General features: G+C 73.7%; 26 protein-coding genes and 1 tRNA gene. 13 read left to right on the top strand and 14 right to left on the bottom strand.

All coding sequences use genetic code 11. From position 1 onward, the window contains the following. Positions 1-145 precede the first annotated feature (145 nt). On the top strand, positions 146-1,492 hold the full coding sequence (locus AB0L40_RS10525) for a metallopeptidase TldD-related protein (RefSeq protein ID WP_364353251.1): 1,347 nt from the start codon (positions 146-148) through the stop codon (positions 1,490-1,492). Positions 1,493-1,596: 104 nt separating this feature from the next. Here AB0L40_RS10525 and secG read toward each other — a convergent pair whose 3' ends face one another. The 4 genes from secG to AB0L40_RS10505 are packed head-to-tail and all read right to left on the bottom strand — an operon-like array spanning position 1,597 to position 4,957. Next, positions 1,597-1,824: a preprotein translocase subunit SecG gene (secG, locus tag AB0L40_RS10520; protein WP_364353248.1), complete on the bottom strand. Its 228-nt coding sequence runs from the start codon at positions 1,822-1,824 to the stop codon at positions 1,597-1,599. Positions 1,825-1,835: 11 nt separating this feature from the next. Continuing rightward, the gene (locus AB0L40_RS10515) at positions 1,836-2,276 is read right to left on the bottom strand and encodes a hypothetical protein (protein ID WP_364353245.1); all 441 of its coding nucleotides are present in this window, start codon (positions 2,274-2,276) and stop codon (positions 1,836-1,838) included. Next, positions 2,273-4,507 carry a cytochrome c-type biogenesis CcmF C-terminal domain-containing protein gene (locus AB0L40_RS10510; protein WP_364353242.1) on the bottom strand — a complete coding sequence of 745 codons (2,235 nt, stop codon included), beginning with the start codon at positions 4,505-4,507 and terminating at the stop codon, positions 2,273-2,275. Before AB0L40_RS10510 ends, AB0L40_RS10515 begins: the two co-directional genes overlap by 4 nt. Before the next feature lie 6 nt (positions 4,508-4,513). Further along, on the bottom strand, positions 4,514-4,957 hold the full coding sequence (locus tag AB0L40_RS10505) for a cytochrome c maturation protein CcmE (RefSeq protein WP_364353239.1): 444 nt from the start codon (positions 4,955-4,957) through the stop codon (positions 4,514-4,516). Between the two features lie 103 nt (positions 4,958-5,060). Here AB0L40_RS10505 and AB0L40_RS10500 point away from each other — a divergent pair, with 103 nt between their 5' ends. Both AB0L40_RS10500 and AB0L40_RS10495 read left to right on the top strand, forming a co-directional pair. Beyond that, positions 5,061-5,462 (top strand): hypothetical protein, encoded by a 402-nt coding sequence (locus AB0L40_RS10500; protein WP_364353236.1) that lies wholly within the window; start codon positions 5,061-5,063, stop codon positions 5,460-5,462. A 111-nt stretch (positions 5,463-5,573) separates the two neighbouring features. Further along, the gene (locus tag AB0L40_RS10495) at positions 5,574-6,896 is read left to right on the top strand and encodes a PKD domain-containing protein (RefSeq protein ID WP_364353233.1); all 1,323 of its coding nucleotides are present in this window, start codon (positions 5,574-5,576) and stop codon (positions 6,894-6,896) included. A gap of 91 nt (positions 6,897-6,987) precedes the next feature. Here the strand turns inward: AB0L40_RS10495 and AB0L40_RS10490 are convergent, their stop codons facing one another. Then, on the bottom strand, positions 6,988-7,599 hold the full coding sequence (locus AB0L40_RS10490) for a hypothetical protein (RefSeq protein WP_364353230.1): 612 nt from the start codon (positions 7,597-7,599) through the stop codon (positions 6,988-6,990). A gap of 71 nt (positions 7,600-7,670) precedes the next feature. Between AB0L40_RS10490 and AB0L40_RS10485 the strand changes: the two genes are divergently transcribed. After that, positions 7,671-7,883 carry a hypothetical protein gene (locus tag AB0L40_RS10485; protein ID WP_364353227.1) on the top strand — a complete coding sequence of 71 codons (213 nt, stop codon included), beginning with the start codon at positions 7,671-7,673 and terminating at the stop codon, positions 7,881-7,883. A gap of 79 nt (positions 7,884-7,962) precedes the next feature. On the opposite strand, the gene AB0L40_RS10480 is transcribed toward AB0L40_RS10485, so the two are convergent. Together AB0L40_RS10480 and AB0L40_RS10475 are read right to left on the bottom strand one after the other, a co-directional pair. Beyond that, the gene (locus tag AB0L40_RS10480; RefSeq protein ID WP_364353225.1) at positions 7,963-9,009 is read right to left on the bottom strand and encodes a DUF892 family protein; all 1,047 of its coding nucleotides are present in this window, start codon (positions 9,007-9,009) and stop codon (positions 7,963-7,965) included. A 174-nt stretch (positions 9,010-9,183) separates the two neighbouring features. After that, positions 9,184-9,573, bottom strand: a complete 390-nt coding sequence (locus AB0L40_RS10475; RefSeq protein ID WP_364353222.1) for a hypothetical protein — start codon at positions 9,571-9,573, stop codon at positions 9,184-9,186. A gap of 198 nt (positions 9,574-9,771) precedes the next feature. Between AB0L40_RS10475 and AB0L40_RS10470 the strand changes: the two genes are divergently transcribed. Further along, positions 9,772-11,190 carry an SGNH hydrolase domain-containing protein gene (locus AB0L40_RS10470; protein WP_364353219.1) on the top strand — a complete coding sequence of 473 codons (1,419 nt, stop codon included), beginning with the start codon at positions 9,772-9,774 and terminating at the stop codon, positions 11,188-11,190. A gap of 137 nt (positions 11,191-11,327) precedes the next feature. Here AB0L40_RS10470 and AB0L40_RS10465 read toward each other — a convergent pair whose 3' ends face one another. Further along, complete coding sequence (locus AB0L40_RS10465) at positions 11,328-12,173, bottom strand: helix-turn-helix transcriptional regulator (protein WP_364353216.1); 846 nt, start codon at positions 12,171-12,173, stop codon at positions 11,328-11,330. 102 nt (positions 12,174-12,275) lie between these two features. On the opposite strand from AB0L40_RS10465, the gene AB0L40_RS10460 reads away from it, so the two are divergent. Both AB0L40_RS10460 and AB0L40_RS10455 read left to right on the top strand, forming a co-directional pair. Then, the gene (locus tag AB0L40_RS10460; protein WP_364353214.1) at positions 12,276-13,034 is read left to right on the top strand and encodes an SDR family oxidoreductase; all 759 of its coding nucleotides are present in this window, start codon (positions 12,276-12,278) and stop codon (positions 13,032-13,034) included. 250 nt (positions 13,035-13,284) lie between these two features. Continuing rightward, entirely contained in the window at positions 13,285-13,593 is a 309-nt protein-coding gene (locus AB0L40_RS10455) for a hypothetical protein (RefSeq protein ID WP_364353211.1), read from the top strand. Positions 13,594-13,643: 50 nt separating this feature from the next. Here AB0L40_RS10455 and AB0L40_RS10450 read toward each other — a convergent pair whose 3' ends face one another. The 4 genes from AB0L40_RS10450 to AB0L40_RS10435 all read right to left on the bottom strand — a co-directional run bounded on the left by AB0L40_RS10450 (position 13,644) and on the right by AB0L40_RS10435 (position 16,013). Beyond that, positions 13,644-14,777, bottom strand: a complete 1,134-nt coding sequence (locus AB0L40_RS10450) for an MFS transporter (RefSeq protein ID WP_364353208.1) — start codon at positions 14,775-14,777, stop codon at positions 13,644-13,646. A gap of 41 nt (positions 14,778-14,818) precedes the next feature. Then, positions 14,819-15,106, bottom strand: coding sequence for a tetratricopeptide repeat protein (locus tag AB0L40_RS10445; protein ID WP_364353205.1), 288 nt, complete (start codon positions 15,104-15,106; stop codon positions 14,819-14,821). Positions 15,107-15,281: 175 nt separating this feature from the next. Beyond that, the gene (locus AB0L40_RS10440; protein WP_364353202.1) at positions 15,282-15,707 is read right to left on the bottom strand and encodes a hypothetical protein; all 426 of its coding nucleotides are present in this window, start codon (positions 15,705-15,707) and stop codon (positions 15,282-15,284) included. Positions 15,708-15,940: 233 nt separating this feature from the next. Next, positions 15,941-16,013: transfer RNA gene (locus tag AB0L40_RS10435), tRNA-Gly, on the bottom strand. A 110-nt stretch (positions 16,014-16,123) separates the two neighbouring features. On the opposite strand from AB0L40_RS10435, the gene AB0L40_RS10430 reads away from it, so the two are divergent. Genes AB0L40_RS10430 through AB0L40_RS10420 form a run of 3 tightly spaced genes read left to right on the top strand, consistent with a single transcriptional unit; the run spans position 16,124 to position 18,119 of the window. Next, positions 16,124-16,705, top strand: a complete 582-nt coding sequence (locus AB0L40_RS10430) for a TlpA disulfide reductase family protein (protein WP_364353199.1) — start codon at positions 16,124-16,126, stop codon at positions 16,703-16,705. Beyond that, complete coding sequence (locus AB0L40_RS10425; RefSeq protein ID WP_364353196.1) at positions 16,702-17,358, top strand: cytochrome c-type biogenesis protein CcmH; 657 nt, start codon at positions 16,702-16,704, stop codon at positions 17,356-17,358. The genes AB0L40_RS10430 and AB0L40_RS10425 overlap by 4 nt, the downstream gene beginning before the upstream one ends. Continuing rightward, positions 17,355-18,119, top strand: a complete 765-nt coding sequence (locus AB0L40_RS10420) for a cytochrome c biogenesis protein CcdA (protein ID WP_364353193.1) — start codon at positions 17,355-17,357, stop codon at positions 18,117-18,119. Before AB0L40_RS10425 ends, AB0L40_RS10420 begins: the two co-directional genes overlap by 4 nt. Before the next feature lie 366 nt (positions 18,120-18,485). Here the strand turns inward: AB0L40_RS10420 and AB0L40_RS10415 are convergent, their stop codons facing one another. Together AB0L40_RS10415 and AB0L40_RS10410 are read right to left on the bottom strand one after the other, a co-directional pair. Further along, complete coding sequence (locus tag AB0L40_RS10415; RefSeq protein WP_364353190.1) at positions 18,486-20,249, bottom strand: arginine--tRNA ligase; 1,764 nt, start codon at positions 20,247-20,249, stop codon at positions 18,486-18,488. 59 nt (positions 20,250-20,308) lie between these two features. Beyond that, the gene (locus AB0L40_RS10410; RefSeq protein WP_364353254.1) at positions 20,309-20,719 is read right to left on the bottom strand and encodes a 23S rRNA (pseudouridine(1915)-N(3))-methyltransferase RlmH; all 411 of its coding nucleotides are present in this window, start codon (positions 20,717-20,719) and stop codon (positions 20,309-20,311) included. Between the two features lie 212 nt (positions 20,720-20,931). On the opposite strand from AB0L40_RS10410, the gene AB0L40_RS10405 reads away from it, so the two are divergent. From AB0L40_RS10405 to AB0L40_RS10395, 3 genes are read left to right on the top strand one after another with little or no spacing between them, the layout of a single operon-like run. Then, positions 20,932-21,663, top strand: a complete 732-nt coding sequence (locus AB0L40_RS10405; protein WP_364353187.1) for a metallophosphoesterase family protein — start codon at positions 20,932-20,934, stop codon at positions 21,661-21,663. 22 nt (positions 21,664-21,685) lie between these two features. Beyond that, the gene (locus AB0L40_RS10400) at positions 21,686-22,330 is read left to right on the top strand and encodes a hypothetical protein (RefSeq protein ID WP_364353184.1); all 645 of its coding nucleotides are present in this window, start codon (positions 21,686-21,688) and stop codon (positions 22,328-22,330) included. Further along, positions 22,327-23,649 (top strand): protein kinase, encoded by a 1,323-nt coding sequence (locus AB0L40_RS10395; protein ID WP_364353181.1) that lies wholly within the window; start codon positions 22,327-22,329, stop codon positions 23,647-23,649. Before AB0L40_RS10400 ends, AB0L40_RS10395 begins: the two co-directional genes overlap by 4 nt. Positions 23,650-23,652: the final 3 nt, after the last annotated feature.

The following is a 23,652-nucleotide window of genomic DNA, read 5'->3' as shown; positions in this document are numbered from 1 at the left end:
GCCGCGGCCCGGACGCATCGCCCCAGCGTACGGGGCGGGTAGGCCACGGCGCGGCCCGCCGCACCGGGGCCCGGCCGCGCGGTCGACTAGCGTTCGGGCCCCGGGCCGGCGCGCCGACGCCGTCCGCCCCGACGAGGACACCCGCATGAGCCCGACTCCGCCCGCCGAACTCGCCGCCCGCGCCCTCGACGCCCTCGACGGCGACGGGTGGGTGACGGTGCTCCACGACCGCTCCGCGCACGTCACGCTGCCCCGCGGGGGTCAGCTCCGCACGGGGACCGTCGACCGCACGGAGGTCACGTTCACGGCCTGGCGCGACGGGCACCTCGGCACCGCGACGACGAGCGCCCTCGAGGGCGCCGCCCTGGCGTCCGCCGCCCGGCGCGCGATCCGCACCGCCGACGCCGTCGCGGCCGCCGCGGACGGCCCCGGCGACGCCACCCCGCCCCCGGAGCCCGCCGGCCCGGTCGATGCCGACGACGGCGACGGCGACGAGGAGACCGCGACGGCGGACCCCGCACTCGGCCTGCGGGCCGTCCTCGCGGCCCAGGCCGCCGCCGGGGCGACCCACGTGGCGGCCACGTGGACCCACGGCGCGCTGAGCCACGCGCTGGCCGCTTCCACGGGCCTCGTCCTGACCGGCCGCACCACCGACGCGCACCTGCGGGTCCGCGTCGGCGCCGGCGGGGTCCGCGCCGCCGCGGCCGCGGAGAGCGCCCGGGCCGCGTCCGGGATCGACGGCGCAGCCGTCGCCCGGCGCGCGCTCGCCTGGGTCCCCACCGGCGAGTGGCGCGACCCGACGCCGGGCGAGCAGACGATCGTGCTCGCCCCCGAGGCCGTCGCCGCGATCCTCGACGTCGCGGGGCCGCTCGTGTTCGACGGACTCGCGGCCGCCGACGGTCGCACCCGCGTCGACGCCCGGCTCGGGACCCCCGTCGGCGCTCCCGGCGTCGACCTCGCCGACGACCCGTCCGCCGCCGGCACGCTGACCCGCGCGTTCGACGCCTCCGGCGTGCTCAAGCGCCGGCTGGAGATCGTCCGCGCCGGGACGCTCGCGTCGCTCGTGCACGACGGCCGCTCGCGGACGTCGACCGGCCACGCGACGGCCCCGGGCGGTGGATCGCGCGGACCGCGCCCGACGAACCTCGTCCTGGGCGCCGGAGACGCGGCGGACCTCGAGGCGCTCGTGGAGGGCGTCGAGGTCGGCCTCCTGGTCACCGGCATCTCCGACCTGCGGCCGATCAACGCCGAGCTCGGACTGGCCTACGGCCTCGCCCCGGAGGGCACGTCCCGCATCGCGGACGGCCGGATCGTCGGCGCCGCCGGATCCGTGCCGCTGCTCGTCTCGCCGCTCGACGTCCTCGCGGGCGTCGAGGCGCTGACCGCCGGCCGCACCCTCGTCGGCACCCCCGAGCTCGACGGGGCGCGCTTCGGCCACGCCGTCCTGACGCCCGGGCTGCGGACGCTCGGCGGCATCACCGTCACCGACTGACCCGGCAACGGTCGGCCGGAACACCCCCGAGAACGACGAAGCCCGGCCGGGGCCGGGCGTCGGGACCTGCTGCGGGCGGGCGCGCGGCCCGCGGCCCGCGGCCGCTACGCGATGCGGATCAGGACGATGGTGTTCACGACGAACACCAGCGCGAAGAAGATCGTCCAGCGGTTGAGGTTGCGCTCCGTGTTGGAGCCGCCGCCCAGCGGGCCGCTGCCGGAGCCGACGCCGAACGCGCCGGAGAGTCCTGCGTCCTTGCCCGAGTGCATGAGGATCAGGGCGATCACCACCACGGAGACGACGATCTGGAGGACCGAGAGCACAGCTTCCATCGGGAGCGATCCTACCGGGCCGGCGGCGGATCCGCCGCGTCCACCCGGTCCGTGGTCTCGAGCAGGTCGCCGGCGCGCGCCGCGTCGCGGGCGCTCGCCGGGTCGGAGCCGGTGGCGATGGCCGCGCCGCCGGGCAGCTCCTCGCCGGCCGCGGACCGGGTCCCGCGCACGTGCGCGAGGCCGTCGAGCTCGTCCAGGATGACCACGGCCTCGGACCGCAGGCGGGTGTCGATCGGCTTCCAGTCGGCGTCGGAGAGCTTCCCGGTGTCGTGGTCCAGGGCGGCGTCGCGGATCTCGCGGTACTTCGCGACCTTCGCGGCCTCGAGGTCGGCGCGGCGAAGCGCGTCGACCTCCTCCGCCCGCTCGGCCTGCCCGGGCCAGAAGGGCTGCGAGAGCAGGAACAGCGTCGCCGCGAACGCGACGAGGACCAGCAGCGGGCCGGCGACGCTCACGACGCCTGCTCCCGGGCCAGGCCGAGGTCCCGGGCGATCCGGGCCTTCTGCTTGGCGCGGACGCGCCGGGCCTGCAGGTCCGGGGCGGGCCACATCGCCAGCAGCGCGCCGAACGCCATCACGAGCGTGCCGAGCCAGATCCACGAGACCAGCGGCGAGACGATCACCTGGAAGGTCACCGGGGCCGGGCGCTGGGCGTAGAGCCGCACGAACCCGAGGGCGAGCTCCGCGCCGCGGGCGAACGGGGCCGTCGTGCCCTTCAGCTTCTTGTCCAGCGCGGAGTAGACGTCGACGAGCGCGTCGCCGTCGGGCTGCATCGCGACCCAGAGGTCGCGGGTCAGGCCGGCATCGAGGGCGACCTCGGTCGCGGCCTCGCCGTTGAAGAAGCGACCGACGGGGCCGTCGGCGGGGTTCTGCGACGGAAAGAACTCGCGGGTCGGCCGGATCGTCTCGACCCGCTTGCCGCCGCGGAAGACGCCGACCTTCGCGCCGATGATGAGCTTCTGGATCCGCTGGTCCTTCAGGCGGTAGTCGCCGATGGCGCCCTCGTAGCGCAGCGTGTAACCGCCGACCTTCATCTCCTGCCCGACCTTCGCGTGCACGCGGTGCGTGTCCTTGAAGGCCGAGGAGGCCGCCACGGCGAGGACGAGGACCGCGAACCCGGCGTGGACGAGGTAGCCGCCGTAGCGCCGCCGGTTGCGGCCGATCAGCCGCGGGAGGGCGATCGGGAAGGCCTCGCCGGTGGAGATGCGCCGGGCGCGCACGCCGCGCTGGAGCTCCTGCAGGACGGCGCCGATCACGAAGCCGCCGAACAGCAGCGCGAGCGCCACGTCGACCCGGCCGCCGCCGCCGAGCAGCGTGCCGGCGACGAGGACGAGGACGCCGACGGCGAGCGGGCCGCGCATCTGGCGCCACGCCTGGGCGCGGGTCGTCTTGCGCCAGGCGGCCAGCGGCCCGAGGCCCATGAGGCCGACGAGGGCGAGCGCGAGCGGCCCGACCCACCAACCCCACGTCGACGACGCCCACGGGCGCTGCTCGCCCGTCAGGACGTCGGTCAGGAGCGGGAAGAACGTGCCCCAGAGGATCACGAGGACCAGCAGGACCAGCACGACGTTGCCGGCGAGGAAGATCGCCTCGCGCGACAGCAGCGAGTCGATCCGGTGCTCGGACCGCAGCATGCCGCGGCGCCAGGTGACCAGGGCGATCGAGCCGCCGGTCATGACCGCCAGCAGGGTCAGGAACTGCCAGCCGACCGTCGAGCTGCCGAACGCGTGGATCGAGGAGATGATCCCCGAGCGGACGATGAACGTGCCGAGGATGCAGAGGATCCCGGTCGCCAGGATCAGCGAGACGTTCCAGGTGCGGAGCATCCCCCGCTTCTCCTGGATCATCACCGAGTGGATGAAGGCGGTGCCGATGATCCACGGCATCAGGGACGCGTTCTCGACGGCGTCCCAGCCCCAGTAGCCGCCCCAGCCGAGCTCGGCGTAGGACCAGCGGGAGCCGAGGACGATGCCGATGCCCAGCAGCAGCCACGCGCCGAGCGCGTAGCGCCGCGTGTGGCGGATCCAGTCGGACCCGACGTGCCCCGCCGCCAGCGCGCCGACCGCGAACGCGAACGGCACCGCGAACAGCGTGTAGCCGCTGTAGAGCATCGGCGGGTGGATCATCATGCTCGGGTACTGCAGGAGCGGGCTCAGGCCCTCGCCCTCCAGCGGCACCGTGTCGCTCAGCCGGAACGGCGAGCTGTAGAAGACGCTGAGGAAGAGGAAGAACGCCGCCAGGCCGAGCAGGACCGCCTGGGCCCACGGCACGACGTCGGCCATCCGCCGGCCGGCGAGCCGGACGACGAGCGAGCTCCACAGCGACAGCAGCCAGACCCAGAGCAGCAGGGAGCCCTCCTGCGAGCTCCACGGGGCGGCCATCCGGTAGCCCAGGGGCGTCGTCGTCGACGAGTGGCTCGCGACGACGTCGAACCGGAGGTCCGTCCGGATGAAGATGATCTCGACGAGGACGAACGTGACCGTCGTCATCACCGCGACGAGGTAGATCGCCCGCCGGCCGGAGCGGACCCAGGCGGAGCCGTGGCCTCCGAGGGCGCCGAACGCGGTGGCGTCTGGGCCGCCGTCCGCGGCGACCTTCAGGCGCCGTGCGCCGATCAGGCTCGCGACGGCGCCGTAGACGGCGACGATGAGCGCGAGGACGAGGAGTCCGCGACCCAGGAGGTCCATGACGGGCTACTTGCCCTCGACGACCTTGTCGGACCCGTCGCGCCACTCCATCTGCTGCTCGCCCGGCTTCGACTTGCCGTCGTCGAACTTCGACGGGCACTTCGTGATGAGCGAGTCGGGCTTGCCCGTGAAGGTCTCGCCCTCCTTCTGCACCGTGACGATGACCTCGCGGCCCTCGCGGAAGGCGTCGGGCACCTGGCCGGTGTAGTCGACCGGCACCGAGGCACCGCCCTTGCGGTCGCGGACCCGGAAGAGGAGCGCGTCGCCCTTGCGCTTGACCGTGCCGGTGACGACGATGCCGGTCAGCCGGTAGTCCCGGCCGGCCTCGGCGTTCGTCATCTGGCTCGGCTGGCGGGCCTCGGCGGACCCGGCGAAGCTCGTGTACAGCAGGGCTCCCGCCAGCGTCACCGCAGCGACGATCGCGAAGGTGAGGCGCAACGTCCGCGTCATTCCTTGGAGTATGGCCAGGTTGGACGCTCGACCGCCCCACCGTCCCCGGCCCTCGCACCGCCGAGTGGCGTACGCGCGCCTACCGGGGGTACCATCGCGCCACATGACCCCCCCGAGGAAGCTCGCCGGCGCCGCCATCCTCGCGCTCATGCTCGTGGGCGGGCTGTTCATGTGGGCCGGCAACCCCTACCTGTGGATCCGCCTGACCGCGTCGAAGGCCGACTCGCAGAACCTCACCATGGGTCAGGCCGCGTTCATCCTCGTGGCGATCGCGATCACGGGCTTCGTGATGGTGAAGGTCCTCGCGGTCCTCAACGGCCTCTACGCCAAGGCGATGGGCGGGTCCGACGACGTGACGGTGCGGATGCCGTGGAACCAGTCGATGCGCGACGGTCGCACGACGGGCAGGACGACCTCCGCGCTGGACGTCGTGATGGTCGTCTCGGTCTCCGTCGCGCTCGTCGCGGCGGCGATCTGGTTCTTCTTCTTCGCGACGTACGTCTGAGCCCCGCCCCTTGACGGGGCCCGCCGGAGCGCGTAGGGATTGCGCGTGCGTCCCCGTCCCTCCCGCCGTCCGTCCCGAGCCCGCGGTCCCCTCCCCCGGCCCGCCCGGACGGTGCGGATCCCGTTCCTGCCGCTGCTCGTCGCCCTGCTCGCGGCGGCCGTCCTCCCCGCGACCGCGGGCGCGGCGGACCGGCCCTTCGCGCCCGGCGACCGCCCCGGCCCGCCGCTGACCGTCCCCAAGGCGCAGCTCGAGGACGCGATCACGTGCCGCGGCGACTTCTCCGACCACTCGAAGCCCGCCGTGCTGCTGGTGCCGGGCACGTTCGTGGACGCGCAGGACTTCTACTCGTGGAACCTCATGCCGGCCCTGAGCGCGCGCGGGATCCCGTGGTGCGCGGTCTCGGCGCCGAACCACAACCTCGGCGACATCGCGGTCGCCGGCGAGTACGACACGTACGCGATCCGCAAGACGTTCGCGCTCGCCGGCCGGCCGATCTCCGTCGTCGGGCACAGCCAGGGCGGCATGCAGCCGCGGTGGGCGCTGCGCTTCTGGCCCGACACCCGGGCGATGGTCGCCGACCAGGTCGGCGTCGCCGCCGCCCACCACGGCGCCCCGCCGGAGGACCTGGCCACGCTCTTCCCGACCGTGATCTTCGCGACCTGCGGCCTGCGCGGCTGCCCGCCGGCGGTCTGGCAGCTGGACCCCAAGTCCCGGTTCCTGGCCGCGATGAACTCCGACCGCGAGATGTTCGCCCCGGTCAGCTACACGTCGATCTACAGCACCAGCGACGAGGTCGTGGCGCCCAGCTCGACGGTCCTGCACGGCGCCGCGAGCAGCGGCGGCTACCGGCGCACGGCGATCCAGGACGTCTGCCCGGGCCGGATCTCCGACCACGTGCTCGACGGCACCGTCGACCCGGTCTCCTTCGCGCTCGTGCTCGACGCGATCGAGCACCCCGGCCCGGCGGACCCGGGCCGCATCGACCGCTCGGTCTGCTCGCAGCTGACGATCCCCGGCCTCGACCCGATCGCCACGGTCTCCGGCGCGCTGCCGCTGCTGCGGGACATCATCGCGGGGGTCGCCCTGCCCAGCCCGCTGCTGCGGGCCGAGCCCGCACTGCCCTGCTACGTCTACGCCGACTGCCCGACCGCGACCGCCGCGGCGGCGCCCACCAACGCGGCTCCCCGCGCCCGCGCGCGCATCCGGCGGGCGAGCGGCGCGGCGCGCTACGTGCTCGACGGGCGGCGGTCGACAGACGCCGACGGCCGGATCGTCCGGTGGCGCTGGAGCGTCGGCGGCAAGGTCGTGTCGCGGAGGGCCCGGCTCGTCCGGCGGATCCGCGCCACGGGGCGCCGGACGGTCCGGGTCGCCCTGACCGTCACCGACGACGACGGCGCGACGAGCACCGTGCGCCGGACGGTGCGGGGGCGCTGAGGCCGCCGCTCCCGGGGACGGCGGCGGCCCGTGACGCCCCGCGGGACGGCGGCGGCCCGTCACGCCCCGCGGCCCGCCCCCGCCGGCGGGGTCAGCCCGTGCCGCCGATCTTGGCGCACGTCGGCGCCTTGACCAGGAGGGAGGCCGGGAAGCCGTCCGAGGACGCGCCGGCGAGGGCCTTCTTGACGTCGGAGCCCGCGTTCGGGGTGTCCTCCCGGGACCTGATCGAGGCGACGACGTCGGTCGCCTTCGCCACCCGGCGCTCGATGTCCGGGATCGCCCGCTCGATCGAGCGCTGGAACTTCTCGTACTCCGGCGGGGCCTGGGCCTTCGACATCGTCACGAACGTCCCCCGCAGGTCGGCCAGCAGGGCCGTCGTGCGCGACTTGTAGACGGCGACGAGGTCGTCGGGGTCCTCCCCCGAGACGTCGCTGAAGCGCTCCTGGTAACCGGTCAAGGCGTCGACCAGCCGGGTGCACTGCTGCTCGTAGGTCTCGGCGTAGGCGCCGGCGTCCGCGCCGCCGCCGTCGGAGGTCGCGGTGGACGAGGTCGCCGTCGCCGTGGACGCCGTCGGGACGGCGTCGGAGGTTGCCGTCGACGTCCCGGACGCCTGGGTCCCGCCGCTCCCGTCGTCGTCGGAGCCACAGCCGGCGGCCCCCACCGCCAGGCCGAGGATCGTCGCCACCACTGCCACGCGCCGCATCGTGGGAACCCTAGAGGGGTTCCGCGCGCCGGTCGAGCGCCGGGACGCCACGCGCCGGTACGGTTGCCGCCATGCCCGCCTGGGAGTTCACGTACGTCGAGCTCTGGCTGGGCGAGGAGAAGACCGTCGACGACGTGCTCGCCGCCGAGGAGCGGATCGCCCAGCTCGGGGCGGACGGCTGGAACCCGGTCGGCGAGGTGACGTTCGCGTACCACGCCGCCGGCTCGCCGCCGGGCGTGACGACGAACATCCAGCAGCTCATGTTCAAGCGGCTGAAGGCCTGAACGGGCTCCCGTCGGCGGGGCCCGCGGGCCCCGCACCGGGGCACGGGTCCGTCGCCGACGCCGCGCGGGCCCCGCCGGGTCAGACCGTCTGGAGCCGGCGCTCGGTGGCGGTGAGCACGCCGGCGCGGTCCTTGTGGCGCCGCTCGTACTCGGCGACCTTCCGCGCCAGGCCCTCGTCGCCGGCGGCGAGCGCGGCCTTGATCTCCGGGGCGTTCAGCTCGTCGTAGCCGGACCACGGCTCGTCGCCGCGGAGCGCGTCGATCCGGTCCAGGACCGTCGTGCGGGCGCCGTTGCGCCGCTCGTAGCCGGCGACGACGGCGAGCTGCAGCTGCGTCAGGCCGGGCAGCCGGGCGACGATCTCGTCCGCGGTCCGGTCGTCGTAGCCGGCGATCGGCAGGTCGTCCTCGACGGCCACCGCGCCGCGGACCGCGCCCTCCGTCGCGGCGACGCCGGGGACCTTGCGGGCGTTCGCCCGCGACTTCGACGCCGCGCGCGTGCCGGTCCGCTTCGCCGTCCGCTTCGCGGTGTCCGCCGTGCTGCGGGCCTTGCCCGCCGCGCTCTTCACAGCGTCCGCCGCGCCGGTCTCGGTCGGGTCGTACGACGGGTCGCCGCCGATGTCCGCGTCAACGACGGCCTTCGTCAGGCGCGGGATCTCGCGCAGGATCCGCTCGAGCATGCGCTCCTCGTCCTTGCGGATCGAGGCCGCCAGGCGCGCCGTCTCGGCGTCGCCCACGAGGTTCGCGAGCTCCTCGATGGCGGTGTAGGTCGCGATCTCGAGGGCCTCGGTCGCCGCGGCGTCCTTGGCGTTCTTGAGGATCTTCTCCTCGCCGCCGGTGCCGCGCAGGAGGTCCAGCGGCGTCTTGCCGAGCGCCAGCGTCTGCCCGACGACCGTCTCGGTGACGCCGACGGCCAGGAGCAGCGGGTTGCGCGCCCAGCGCAGGTCCTTCAGCCGCCCGCGCAGGCGGTCGGCATGGTCCCGAGTCTCGGCGAGGTGCGACTCGAGTCCGCTCCGGAACCGGCCCTTCGGGGTCATCGCGATCTGCGACTGGAGCACGCGCACCAGCGCGACCTCGGAGGCGTGCGCCTCGGCGAGGTACTGCACGACCTTGAGCTTCGAACGGTCCATGACTACGGCCTTCCATCGACGGCGGGGGGAGCGCCGGGCCGGCGGCCGTCGGGCCCCCGGCGCTTCGCGGCGCTTCCACCGTCTCTACCCGGTGTGCGGCTCCGAAACGGGGAATCCCGCACCCGAGGCCCCGGCCCCGCGGCAGGCCGGGGCGCCGCACCGGCGAGGGCGGGCCTACGTGTCCTGCTGGTAGGTGTGGACGACCGTCACCTTGCCCTTCTTGCACGTCACGCGGGCCAGGAACTCGGTGGGGATGGAGTTGCGCTTCTCGGTGCAGCGAAAGCCGACGACCTTGGAGGTGCACCGCCCCGTCTTGCCGTGCTTGATGCGGCACTTGTAGTACCCCTTGAGCACCTTGGTGCCGGTCCCACACGTCGTGTTGGTGACCTTCAGCGACGTGAAGTACCCCACACCCGGGTAGGTCGGCGTGCTGCAGGAGCGGGTGCTCGCCGAGGCGGTGTGGGGCAGGGCGAACACCAGGGCGGAGAGGGCAGCCACCACGACCGCGAGGACCGCGGATCGTGCCGTCCGACCGAGTGGGTGTACGCCGCTGAGCTGGGTCATGTGGGGGGCGACGGTACCCGCGGGCGTCCGGTCCGGTCAAGGGACCAGGCGTCTGTGGCGCACCCCTCTGGAGGGCGTTGCGCGCGCCCCACGACACCCCGGCCCCGTGCGGGCCACCACTCCGGCGACCGGTGGGATCACGCGACAGCACCCGGATATTGGCGCCTCGGCACTCCCGACATTCGCCATATTCACCCGATGCGTTCCGCGGCCCACCGACCAGCGCCACTCCTCCTCGTGGTGGCACTGCTCCTCTCCCTGGGCGTCTCGACCACGTCGTGGGGCAGCCCGGTGGATCTCACCCCCTCCCCGCACTCCGACGCGGCGGGCGACGTCCGCGGGTCGCTGGACGTCACGTCCGCGACCTTCGGGCAGCAGGACACGCAGCTCCAGCTGAGCATCGGGACGAAGGCGCCGTGGAGCGCCGCGCGCCTGGCGCTCGACGGCCCGCGGCAGCTGTGCGTCGAGGTCTCCGCCGGGAAGGGGTTCGCCACCCGGGTGCGGATCTGCGTCGTCCCGGCCCGCGACCGGTCGGCGCTCGACGCCGCGCCGGTCCGGCCCGACGGGACGTCCGGCCCCGCGACGCGCATCGCCGCGGTGATCTCCCGCCCCGAGCGCAACGCGGTCGTCGCCCAGTTCCCGCCCGCCGCCGCGGGCCTGCCGGCGGGTCCGATGCGCTGGCGCGTCTCGTCGCGCTGGACGGACCGGACCGCCTGCCCGGCCGCCGCGCCGTGCGTCGACCACGCCCCGGACACCGGCTACCGCAGCGGCGTCACGGGGCTCCTCGTCCAGCCCCGGTGCTACGGCGCCGCCGCGCGCGCCCCCGGCCGGCGGTGCGTGAACCCCGACCTGCGCCACGTCGCGATCCCGACCCCCGACGACGCGACGATCACCCCGAACGCGTTCTGCAAGCTCCCGGTCGTGCCGGGCGTCGCCGAGCCGTGCCAGTTCGGCTGGCTCGCCCGGATCGAGCGGCCGTCGGTCGCCCTCGTCGGCGACAGCCACGCCGGGCACTGGCGGGGCGCGCTGGAGGTCGTCGCGGACGCGAAGCGGTGGGGCGCGATCTCGATGACCCGCTCGGGCTGCCCGTTCACGCCGCACCCGAACTACCAGACGCCGGCCAAGAACCGCCGGTGCGCCGCGTGGTTCCGCGCCGTCCGTCGCTGGCTCGCCGCCCACCCGACCATCCACACGGTCTACATCGGCGGGCACGCCCTGCCCGACGACGCCGCCAGGCGCGCCGACTACCGCCGCGCCTGGAAGTCCCTGCCGTCGTCGGTGCGCAGCGTGATCGTGATCCGCGACACGCCCAGGATCTCGCGGCTGCAGGCGGGCTGCGTCGACCGGGCGGTGCGGCGGCACGGCGATCCCGGCGCCGCGTGCGCGCACCCCCGCGGCGAGGACCTGGGCCCCGATCCCCAGGCCGAGGCGGCCCGGGCGTCCGGCCAGCGCCGGGTCCACGTCATCGACCTCACGCGATTCTTCTGCAGCGCCAGCCGGTGCTTCCCGGTCGTCGGCGGCGCGCTCGTCCGCAAGGACACCGAGCACCTGACGCAGCCGTTCTCGACGTCGCTGGGGCCGTACCTGCTGCGGGCCTCCCGCCGGTATCTGCGGTGACCCGGGCGACGGGCGTCGAGCCTCGCTCGCGACGAGCCCGGATCCCGTGAGCGCGGCGCCCGGCCGGTCAGCCTCAGATGGCACACGCCCGCGGCGGAGCCCGATGCCCGCCGGAGACGACGCGACGCGCCCGGCCCTCAGGCTCCGGCCGGCGTGAACCGCTGGTCGCCGATCACGCGCAGCAGATCGAGCTTGTCGCGGTCCTCGCTGCCGGGGATGGCGGCGTACACGAGCAGGTACTGTCCGTCGCCCTCGCACGCCAGTTGCTGGCAGTCGAGCGTGATCGGGCCGACCGTCGGGTGGATCTTGCGCTTCGCGGGGTTCATCCGGACGGAGACGTCGTGCTCGTCCCAGATCACGGTGAACTCGGGGCTCTGCCGGTGCAGCGCGTCGACGAGCTCGCGGACCTCCGGGTCCTCCGGGGTGCGCGCCGCCGCCGCGCGCAGCCCGGCGACGAACACGCGGGCGTGGTGGTCGCGGTCCTCCTCCGGGTACCCCGCGCGCTCCGCCGGGTCGGTGAACCACCGGAAGCAGATGCTCCGGGCGTGCCCGGTCAGCCGCGAGTGGTCGCCGTTGAGCGCGACGGCCATCGGGTTCTGGGCGAGCGTGCGGCCCAGGTCGTCGACGACCTGGGCGGGCGTGTCGAGCCGGTCGAGCACGTGCAGCAGCGTAGGGCTCACGTGGGTGCTGCGGCGGTGGCTCGGCGGCGCGGTGTGCCCGGCGAGCCGGAAGAGGTGGTCGCGCTCGTCCTGCGTCAGGCGGAGGCCGCGCGCGATGGCGGCGAGCATGCTCTCGGACGGCTGCGGCCCGCGCTGCTGCTCCAGCCGCGCGTAGTAGTCGGTCGACATCCCGGCGAGCGCGGCCACGTCCTCGCGTCGCAGGCCGGGCGTCCGGCGGCGCGGGCCCGGGTGCAGGCCGACGTCCTCGGGCTGCAGCACCGCGCGGCGGCGACGCAGGAAGTCGGCGAGCTCGGCGCGGTCCACGGATCCATGATGCACCCGCGCCGTCGCGGGAGCCAGGGATCGGCAGTCCCTGGTTCCACGCTCCTCTACCGCCGCGGACCGCGGAGGAGCACGGTGTCGTCCATGACCACTGCACCCATCGCCCTCATCACCGGCGGCAACCGCGGCATCGGCCGCAGCACCGCCATCGAGCTCGCCCGGGACGGCGTCGACGTGATCGTCACCTACCGCACCAACGAGGCCGAGGCCCGCGAGGTCGTCGCCGAGACCGAGGCCCTCGGCGCCACCGGCCGCGCGCTGCGGCTCGACACGAGCGTCGTCGCGGGCTTCGCCGCCTGGACCGCCGACCTGAAGGACGTCCTGGCCGGCCTGGACCGCGAGGGCATCGACCTCCTCGTCAACAACGCCGGCACGGGCCTCCAGCAGCCGTTCGCCGAGACCACCGAGGCGCAGTTCGACGCGATGGTCGACGTCCACCTCAAGGGCGTCTACTTCCTGACCCAGGGTCTGCTCCCCCTGATCAACGACGGCGCGAGCATCGTCAACGTCTCGAGCGGCCTGGCCCGTGTCTCGCACGCCGGCTCCTCCGCCTACGCGGTCGTCAAGGGCGGCGTCGAGGTCCTGACCCGCTACCTCGCGGTCGAGCTCGGCGGCCGCGGCATCACGGTCAACACCGTCGCCCCGGGCGCGGTCGCGACGGACTTCCGGGGCGGCGCGGTCCGCGACACCCCGGAGATCAACGCGGCCATCGCGGCAATCTCGCCCTTCGGCCGCGTCGCGGTGGCCGACGACATCGGCACCGCGATCGCGGGCCTCTTCGCGAGCCGCTCGCGCTGGGTGACCGGGCAGCGGATCGAGGCGTCGGGCGGGATGGCGCTGTAGGAGACCGGGCGAAGACGCGGGGGGGGCGGGCGGCGACGAGGTCGGCCGGCCGGCCTCAGACGACCCGCACCTGGGTGTCGGCCGATGTCCACGTCCATCCGGCGGCCGTGGAGCTGGGAAAGCCGAGCTGATCCTCGATGGATGGCTTCCGTCTTCGTCGCGAGGTCGATGCCCACGTCGCCGCCGGCGAGCTCACGACGCACGACTCCGCCGACGACTTCGCCGCGCACCTCGATGCCCTCGCGGACGAGTGACGTTCCAGACCACCCCGGCGTTCGACCGCGACGACAAGCGGCTCTCGAAGCAGCACCAGGCGACGTTCCGCAGGCTCATCCCCCGGTTCAACGCTGCGGCCGAACGCGCGGCGGCTGGCGAACCGTCTCCGTGGCCGAACGGCATGCGGGTCAAGCCCGTGAAGGGCGCCGAGGGCGTCTGGGAACTTCCTTGGAGCATGGACTATCCGGACGGTCGGGCGACCTGGGAGTGGGCCACGATCGACGGGACGCAGGGCATTCGGTGGCAGCGCATCGGCGACCACGACGTCTTCGCCTCTCCATGACCTCGATGGGTCGGCGCGCCCCTTCTGTCGAGCCCTGGCGTCTGGGAGCCTCAGGCCGGGGCCGGCTCACGCTCCCTGGCCTGCGGGAGGATCGCTGTGGTGTTGCAGATGGCGGTGACGAAAAGCAGCCCGACAGCGATCAGCAGAGCACCCTCGCCTCCACCGAGCCAGAGGCCGGGGGCCACGAGACCGGCCGCCGCGTCGCCGATGAGGAACGCAGCCTGCGCTGTGCCAACCAATGCAATCGGTGAAGCCATCGAGAAGAGCACCAGGTCTTGGACGACCGTCGTGAAGGTCGTGACGGCGAACCTCAGCAGGACGGCGGCAATCACCACCGTGGCTCCGACGGCTGGCACCAGTGCAAGTGTCAGGAGCGCCAGCAGCAGCTCGCTGACGACGGCCGAGCGGCGGGTGCCGAGGTGACGATCGAGCAGAGGGACAAGGCGAAGCGCGAACAGGCGCCCGACGGCGGCGGCGGCCAGCACTACACCGATGGCAGACCGTGCGACCCCCCGGTCTTCAAGGAGCAGAGGAAGGTACGGAATAACCAGAGACGCCGCAAACCCCCGGAGCGCCCAGACGCCCACCACGCGCGATCGCCCCGACATCGGGCCGCTGGACTGCTGGACCTCCTCGGGCGGGGGCGGAGCGGAATCAGCAGGACGTCCAACGCGACGTCCGACGACGGCTGCCGCGATGAGGAGCGTCGGAGCAACGAGCAATCCAATCCAGAGCGACCGACCCACGACTGCTGCGAGACCGGCGGCCAGGAGTGTCCCGATGACTGTCCCGACCTGGATTGCCGCCTCGCGGGCGCTTACCGACGCCAGGCGTTGTTCGGTCGGTTGACGGGCCACGTCGATGCGAACGGCCGCGAGGAACATGCTGGCGCCGAGTCCGGCAATGAGGCCGGAGGCGATCGCCACGAGGGCACTGTTGACGAAGACCCGCAGCGCCAATCCGGTGGCGTAGGCCAAGCAGCTTGCGGTCAGGACGCCCCCGACCGAACGCCCCGCCACGATCTTGTGGCTCCAGAACGCCGAAAGTCCGGCGATAGCCATCGCCGTCGTCGACAAGCCGAAATTACGGAGGTGGCCTTCTTGCGCGAACCACAATGGCTGGAGGGTCTTCGAGACCCACATGCCCGCAACCATGAGCGTGGTCGCGAGCAGGATTACGGGCACGCGGGTGGCCCTGCTGGTCGCCGGAGTCCCGGCTGGGCTATTCATGCCGCCGCGAGATCCTCCGCGCGCGCTGCCGCATCCGGGTCGGCGCCCCACGCGCCGTCGGGAACCCGCCGGAGGACGGCCGAGACCTCGTGCTCCGCCCCGGTCTGCTGGAGCAAGGACGCGTAGTCGACGGCGATGTCCGGGTCAGTCGTGTCGAGAGCCCACGCCCGGGCATAGTGGGCGATCGCGTCGTCGAGATCGCCCTCGGTCCATGCGAGAAACCCCAACATCGCGTGCCCCTCGCGTACCACGGGGTCGAGGTCTACCGCCCGTTCGGCGGACAAGCGAGCCGCAACGGAGGAACCGAAGGCCGCGTGACTCGAAGCCGTCCGGACGCTACTTCGACTGCGTCCCAGACGACTGACCACGATTCTCGGGGATGAAGACCGTCAGAGGAACGGGCTTCACCGGCGGGGGTCCAGGTCGCGGCGTGGGCCTGGGGGCGGAATCGGCCATAGCTCAGGATACCGCGAGCGCAAGGGCCCACAAGAGGGTCTGTGCCCCGAGGAGAATCGCGCTGATCCGGAACCACAGGTCGCGCAGGTCGAGCTTCGCGAGGTTCTCGGCATGAGCTTCTCGGAGTGCGTTCGCCGCACGCCGCAGGTAGACCGCCGGATCGTCTCGATCGTCGTAGAGCTCGGCGTACATCTCTTCGGGGTCGATGGCGAAGAGCAACTGCGCCGGCCATAGGACGGCGAGCGCGAACCCTGCGGTGAGGACGAGCGCGGCGAGGGCCAGAATCGCGAACACGCTCAGCCCGTCCTCTCGAATCGCGACACCGCCCAAGAACGATGCGGTCAAGGACGCCGCTGCGAGCAGAGCGCTCGTTCGAGTTCTGAGGTCTGGGACTCGCCGTTCCTGGTGGTCGAGGGCACGGGTCGCCATGCCGTAGACCGTCTCTTCCAAGCTCGGGCGCCCACTGTTCCGAACCATACGCCGATGACGCGAGACGCAGATTCGTTGCCGAGGCGCTCCCCTCGATGTCTCGCGAGGACGGCGACCCAACCGTTGACCCCGAGCCTCGTTCGTTAGGACGTTGCGTTAGGACGGAACTTCTGAGGGATGCCGATCTCCGTCCCGGAACGACGAACGCCCCGTTGTGACGGGGCGTCCTGAGGAGCGGCAGACGAGATTCGAACTCGCGACCCTCAGCTTGGGAAGCTGATGCTCTACCAACTGAGCTACTGCCGCACGCTCGGCCACGATACCGCGCTCGGGGGGAGCGTGGCGGCGCGGGGCGGTCGGGCGGGTGCGTGGCGTGGACGACCCCTTCGCGCGCGAGGGCGTACCGTTCCGGGGCGATGCGTCGCTCCGCCGTTCCCGCGTTGCTCGGGATCCTCGCCGTCGCCCTGGTGGCCGTCCTTGCGTTCGCGCTCACGCGCAGCCCGAGCGACCAGAAGAACGAGCAGCGGCTCGACGCACAGGTCGAGGACGGGACGCCGGTCGTGGCGCCCGGATCGGACAAGGCCCTGTCGCCGCTGGCCGGCGGGGCGAAGAAGACCCTCGCGGACTACCGCGGGCAGGTGGTCGTCCTGAACTTCTGGGGCTCCTGGTGCACCCCCTGCAAGGACGAGGCCCCGCTGCTCGAGCGGTACCACAAGAAGCTGCAGGCGGCCGGCGTCGGGACGGTCCTCGGCGTCACCCACGTCGACGCACCCGCCGACAGCCGGGCGTTCGAGAAGGAGCACCAGCTGACTTACCCGTCGTTCGAGGACCCGGGCTCGAAGATGTCGCAGGAGTACGGCGCGAGCCAGATGCCCGAGACGTTCGTCATCGACCGCCGCGGCCGCATCCACGCGATCGCGCGCACCGCCATCGACCAGAAGTTCATGGACGGCGCGCTGCAGCGCGCCGGCGTCCCGGCGAAGGCGCTGACGCGGTGAGCGGCCCGGACCCCACCCCGGCGCCGGACGCCGCGACGCCCCCCACCGCCGGCTCCGACGCCGCAGCGCCCGGCGCACCCGGAGGCGCCCCCGGCACCGACGCCGTCTCGACGCCCAGCGCGCCAGGCGTCGTCACGGTCCGCCCGTCGTGGTGGGCCCGCCCCGCCGTCCTCGCCGTCCTCTTGCTGCTCCTCCTCTCGTTCGTGTCGCCGGTCGACGCCGCCACGCCGCGCACCACGCTGCAGGCCGTCGAGGCCGAGCTCATGTGCGTCACCTGCAAGACGCCGCTGACCCAGAGCAGCGCCGTCCAGGCGGAGCGCGAGCGGGCGCAGATCGAGCGGCTCGTCGCCTCCGGGGCGACGAAGCAGGAGGCCATCGACGCGATGGTCCAGATCTACGGCAACCAGGTCCTCATCGACCCGCCCGAGGAGGGCCTGCGCGTCGCGCGGATCGCCCTGCCCGTCGCCGCCGCGCTGTTCGGCGCCGGCCTGCTGTTCTTCCTCGTCCGCAGGTGGCGTCGCTCGGCCGCGACCGAGGAGGACGGCGGACCCTCCGACGACCTCGACGCCGATCCCGACCTCGAGTCGACGACGCCCGGGATGACCGCCGACGACCGGCGCCGGCTCGACACCGACCTCGAGCGGTACGCATGATCCTCGCGCCCCTCGCCGAGGCCAACCCGACCGTCTTCGCGGCGTTCGCGGCCGGCCTGCTGTCGTTCGCGTCGCCGTGCGTCCTGCCGCTCGTGCCGGGCTACCTGTCGGTGCTGACCGGCGGCGAGAGCATCCGCACGAAGGAGGACCGCCGGACCGGCGCGATCCTCGGGCCGGCCGCGATCTTCTGCATGAGCTTCATCCTCGTGTTCGTCGTCCTGGGGCTCTTCGCCCAGGGCCTCGGCGCACCGCTGAAGGGCAGCCGCAACACGCTGGACGTCGTCGCCGGCGTCCTCCTGATCGGGATGGGCGTCGTCTTCCTCGCCTCGCCGTTCGTGCCCCTGCTGAACCGCACGTTCCAGTCCGAGACGCTGATGCGCAAGGCCGGCACCGGCGGGCCGATGATCGCCGGGATGGCCTTCGCCGTCGCCTGGACCCCGTGCGCGGGCCCGATCCTCGGCGCGATCCTGACCGCCGCGGCGACCCAGAGCGGCACCGGCGGCGGGGCGTTCCTGCTGCTCGCCTACGGGCTCGGGTTGGCGGTGCCGTTCATGGGCGCCGCGCTGGCCCTGGAGCGCGTGACGAATGCCGCCCGCGTCGTCCGCAACCACTACACGGTGATCACGGCGGTCGGTGGCGTCCTCCTGATCGGCATCGGCTGGCTCGTCGCCAACCACGAGATGACCCGCCTCGTCGACCCGGCGCGCGACGTGCTCAACGCGCTGGGGCTCGACGGGGTCGTGCGGGCGCTCGAGCGCTGACCCGGCCGGCCGGCCGGGGGCGCGCGGTGGCCGCGCGGGCCGGATCCGCCTCCGTCCGCGCGTCGGGTTGCGTACCGCTGAGGTACCGAAGGCGGTGCTGGCCGGGCCGTCGTCCTGGTCGGCCCCGCCGACGCAGCAGCCGCTTCGGGTTGCGTACCTCTGAGGTGCAGAAGTCGATGCCGGCCGGGCCGACGCGTCGACCGCGTCGACTTGCGTACCCCCGAGGTACAGAACTCGATGCTGCCCAGCCGGGGCCGGCCCGCCATCGGTCGCCAATCGAGTTGCGTACCGCGGAGGTACCGACTCGAGCGGTCCGCGGCCCCGCCCCGGACCGCCTGGCTACCTCCCGCCGCCGCCCCCGAGCCCCTACCCCTCGACCGGCGCGTCCTCGCGGTCCATCCGCTCCGGCGCGTCCACGCCCAGGATGCTCAGCGCCGACGCCAGGACCGTCGCCGTCGCGCGGCAGACGTCCAGGCGGCGCGCGCGGACGTCGTCCGGCAGGCCGGCCGCGAGGACCGGGCAGTCGCGGTAGAAGGCCGAGTAGCCGCGGGCCAGCGACAGCGCGTAGGTGGCGAGGCGGTGCGGGGCGCGGCGGTCCGCGGCCTCGGCGACCTCGTCCGGCCAGGCCAGGAGGGCCAGGACGAGCTCGCGCTCGCTGGGGGCGATCGCGCCGTCGCCGGGGTCGACCGTGGTGGTCTCCCCCGCCTCGGCGCGCGCCAGGATCGAGCGGATGCGGGCGTGCGCATACTGCACGTAGTAGACGGGGTTCTCGGCCGACTGCTCGCGGGCGTCGGCGAGGTCCAGGTCGATCGTCGTGTCGTGCGAGCGGGCCAGCAGGTACCAGCGGGCCGCGTCGACCCCGATGTCCGCGACGAGGTCGTCCAGCGCCACGAACTCGCCGGCGCGCTTGCTCATCTTCGCGCGCTCGCCGTGCTCGAAGAGGTTGACGAACTGCGTGATCAGCAGCTCGATCTGGTCGCGGTCGCCGCCCAGGGCCTCGAACGCCGCCTCGATGCGGGCCACGTAGCCGTGGTGGTCGGCGCCGAGCACGTCGATGACGCGGTCGTAGCCGCGGACGCGCTTGTCGTGGTGGTACGCGACGTCGGACGCGAAGTACGTCGGGCGACCGTCGGCGCGGACCAGGACGCGGTCCTTGTCGTCGCCGGACGCCGTCGTGTTGAGGAAGAGCGCGCCGTCCTGCTCGTACGTGCGGCCCTGGGCGGCGAGGACGTCGAACGCCTCCTGCACTTCGCTCGGGCCGGTCGGTGCGGGCACGGGCCCGCCGTCGGCGGCGGTCTCGCCGCTCGCCGTGGCGTCGGGCGTCCCCGGGCCGGACGGGTGCGTCGGGTTGCCGTCGCCGCGCGGCGCGTGCAGCGAGCGCTCCGAGAACCACTGGTCGAAGGTCGTGCGGAAGGCCTCCAGGGACGCCTTCTGGCCGGCGACCATCAGCGCGATGCCCTCGGTGGCGACCTCCTCGACGGGGCGCGTGGCGGCGTCCGGGATGCGGGCCGCGACGTCGGTGACGTAGTCGCCCTGGTAGCCGTCCTCCGGCGGCTCCTCGCCGCGGGCGCGGGCCTGCAGCGAGCGCCCGAACAGCTCGACCTGGTTGCCGTGGTCGTTGACGTAGTACTCGCGGTGGACCCGGTGGCCGTGGTACGCCAGCAGGTTCGCCAGCGCGGACCCGAACGCGGCGCCGCGGGCGCCGCCGATGTGGACCGGGCCGGTCGGGTTGTTGGAGACGAACTCCAGGTGGATCGCCTCGGCGGCGTCGGGCGCCACGAGGCCGCGGCCGTACGCGTCGCCCGCCGCCAGGACGTCCGCCAGCGCGCCGACGAGCCAGGCGTCGGACAGGCGCAGGTTCAGGAAGCCGGGGCCCGCGACGTCGATCGCCTCGAGGTCGCTGCCCAGGTACTCCGACAGGGCGACCGACAGGCGCTCGGCGATCATCGGCGGCGCGGCGCCGACGATCTTCGGCAGCAGCATCGCGGCGTTGGTCGCGTAGTCGCCGTGGGCGGCCTGCTTGGGGCGCTCCAGGGTCGGCGCGGACGTCGGTCGCTCGCCGCCCGTGACGTTCAGCACGGCGTCGTCGAGGACGGTGCGTAGGCGCTGGAGGGGAGAAGCCGAACTCACCCCACACACGATAGGGCCGACGGGCGTCCGGGGACCCGTTCCGCGTCGAGCACCCCGCCCTAGTGGTGGTACGGCTCGCCGCGGAGGATCCGGTGGGCCCGGTAGAGCTGCTCCAGGACGATCACACGGGCCAGCTGGTGGGGCAGCGTGATCGGGCCGAACGACACGCGCTCGTCGGCGCGGTCGAGGTCCAGGCCGTCGGCGCCGCCGAGGACGAAGCAGAGGTCCCGTCCGCTCTGCCGGCGCTCCTCCAGCCAGGTCGCCTGGGCGACGCTGTCGCGTGCCGGCGCGTCGATCGCCAGGAGGACGCAGTGCGCGCGCTCGGGGATCCGGCGGGCGACCTGCTCGGCGTCCGCGTCGTCGCGCAGCTCGATCTGGTCGAGCTTCACGTACGGCCGGAGGAGCTTCTCGTAGTGCGCGAGATCGTCGGCGTAGGGCGCGCGCGTGCGCCCCACGGCCACGACCGTCACCCGCACGCGGGCCCGCCGTCGGGGGCGGCTCGGCGCGGGAGGCGAGGGTACCCGGGGGTCGAGTACGCTTCGCCGTCGATGTGCGGATCCGGTCCGCCATCCCGGACGGGACGCGGTCCAGGTCGACCGCGACCCGCCACGCGCTCCCGCGTGTACGCCGGCTCACCGCCGCCGCACCGCTCCAGGATCCGCACCGACGCCATCGCCCGAGTATGCACGTCGCCGTCATCTCCGACATCCACGGCAATCGCCACGCGCTCGACGCCGTCCTCGCGGACGCGGACGACCGCGGCTGCGACGAGGTCTGGTGCCTCGGCGACGTCGTCGGCTACGGCGCGGACCCCAACGGCTGCTGCACCGCGGTGCGCGGCTTCGCGTCGGTCTGCCTGGCCGGCAACCACGACCTCGCGGCGATCGGCGCGATGTCGGCCGAGTCGTTCAGCCCCGACGCCGCGACGTCGGCCGCCTGGACGCGCGAGAACCTGACCAAGGAGCACCGCGAGTGGCTCGGGTCGCTGCGCCCCGAGGGCGTCGCCCAGTCGTTCCTGCTCGCACACGGCAGCCCGCTGCACCCCGTCTGGGAGTACGTCCTGACGGCCAAGCAGGCGGAGAGCTCGCTCGACGCGTTCGAGGAGCAGGTCGCCCTGATCGGCCACAGCCACATCCCGCTCTCCTTCGCCCGCGACGGCCGCCGCGCCGTCGTCCCCCAGCGCCGCCAGGACGGCGACGAGGCCCAGATCGGCGCGCAGCGCTGGCTCCTGAACCCCGGCAGCGTCGGCCAGCCGCGCGACGAGGACCCGCGCGCCGCATGGATGGAGCTCCACCCCTACGACGGCCGCGTGGTCTGGCACCGCGTCCGCTACGACGTCGAGGGCGCCGCCCAGGCGATCCGCGACGCGGGCCTGCCGACCTCGCTGGCGGACCGCCTCAGCGTCGGCCGGTAGCCTTCCTCCGATCATCACGCTGATGCGTTCCCGCCGTTCCGTCCCCCTCCTGCTGAGCTGCGCCGCCGTCGTCCTCGCGGGGTGCGGTGGCTCCAGCCTGCTCGACGGCGACAGCGCCTCCGAGCTCCAGGCGAGCCTGAGCAGGGTCCGCACCGCCATCGACGACGGTCAGTGCTCCGAGGCCCGCACCGCCGCGAAGTCCGGCGCCGCGAAGGTCGACACCCTGCCCACGAGCGTCGACTCAGACCTGCGGGACAACCTGAAGACCGCGTTCCAGGACCTCTCCGCGCGCGTCGACTCCGACTGCGACGAGACGTCGAGCCAGCCGACGTCGACGACCCAGCCCGCGACGCCGACGACCACGACGACGGACACGACCGAGCCCTCGACGACGACGACGGAGCCCGACGACACCACGCCGCTGGAGCCCACGACGCCGGACACGCAGCCGACGGACCCGACGACGACCGGCGGCATCGACCCGACCGATCCGACCGACCCGGGCGACGACGACGGCTCCGGCGGCGTCACCCCCGGCGTGGACGGCCCGGCCGCGGGCCAGCGCTCCGTGCCGGACGGCAAGGACGCCGTCAAGGAGCTCCGCCAGAAGCTCAAGGACGCCCGCAAGCAGGCCGAGGACTCCTTCCGCGGGCGGGGTCCCGGGTGAGCACCGACCTGCTCTCCGGCCGCTACGAGCTGGGCGACCGACTCGGCAGCGGCGGCATGTCGACCGTCCGCCTGGCGTTCGACCGCCGACTCGAGCGCCACGTGGCGGTCAAGCTGCTGGCCGAGCACCTCGCCGACGACCGGCAGTTCGTGTCGCGGTTCCGCCGCGAGGCCCTGTCGGCCGCGCGCCTGGTCCACAACAACATCGTCCAGGTCTTCGACTTCGGCTTCGACGACGACTCGGGCCGCTACTTCATCGTCATGGAGGCCGTCCGCGGCCAGTCCGGCGCGGAGCTCCTGCACGAGCGCGGCTACCTCTCGGTCCCGGAGACGATCTCGATCGTCGGCCAGGCCGCGCGCGGGCTGGACTACGCGCACCGCAACGGCGTCATCCACCGTGACGTCAAGCCCGGCAACATCCTGCTGGCCGAGGACGGCACGGTGAAGATCGCCGACTTCGGCATCGCCAAGGCGATGGCCGAGGAGTCCTCGATCACGCAGATCGGCTCCGTCGTCGGCACCGCCAGCTACCTGGCGCCCGAGCAGGCCACCGGCGGCGACGTCGGCCCCGCCGCCGACATCTATGCGCTGGGCGTCGTCACCTACCAGATGCTCGCGGCGCGGCTGCCGTACGAGGCCGACTCGCTGGCCGCGCTGGCGCTCAAGCAGCAGCGCGAGGCCCCGCCGCTCCTGGACCAGCTGAACGCCGAGGTCCCGCCGGAGATCGGCCTCGTCGTCGACCGCGCGCTCAGCCTCGAGCCCGAGATGCGCTACTCGAGCGCCGAGGCCTACGCCGGCGCGCTCGACGACGGCGTCGCCGGCGTCGGCCCGACGACCGACGAGGACCGCACCCGCGTGTCCGCCCCCACCGGGCCGTTCACCGGGGCCACCGCGATCGTGCCGCGCGGCGCGATCGACGACATCGAGCGCGACTTCGACCCGCACGAGGACGAGGCCGACCGCACGATGATGCAGCCGGTCACCGGGCGCCGTGCCGTGCCCGGGACGCAGGACCGCGCGGCCGTCCCGGCGCGCACCGTGCGCGAGCCGCGGCGCACGCAGCCGACCGGCCGCGTCGCGCAGCCCGGCGCGTGGGTGCAGGACCAGAAGCCCCCGAAGGCCCGCCGCAGCGGTGGCGGCTGCCTCGGGCGCCTGGCCCGCACGCTGATCATCCTGCTGATCCTCGCCGCGATCGTCGGCGGCGGGATCTACTACGTCCTCCAGCAGGAGGTCGCCCCGCGGCTGCGCCAGATCGGCGGCGACACGCCGGGCAAGATCATCGACGGCGCCCAGAAGCTGATCGACGACAACACGAAGTAGGCG

It is taken from the genome of Patulibacter sp. NPDC049589 (genome assembly GCF_040675535.1).
Lineage (GTDB): Bacteria > Actinomycetota > Thermoleophilia > Solirubrobacterales > Solirubrobacteraceae > Patulibacter.
Note: the sequence above shows the minus strand (reverse complement) of the source record. Positions and strands in the feature narration are given on the sequence as shown.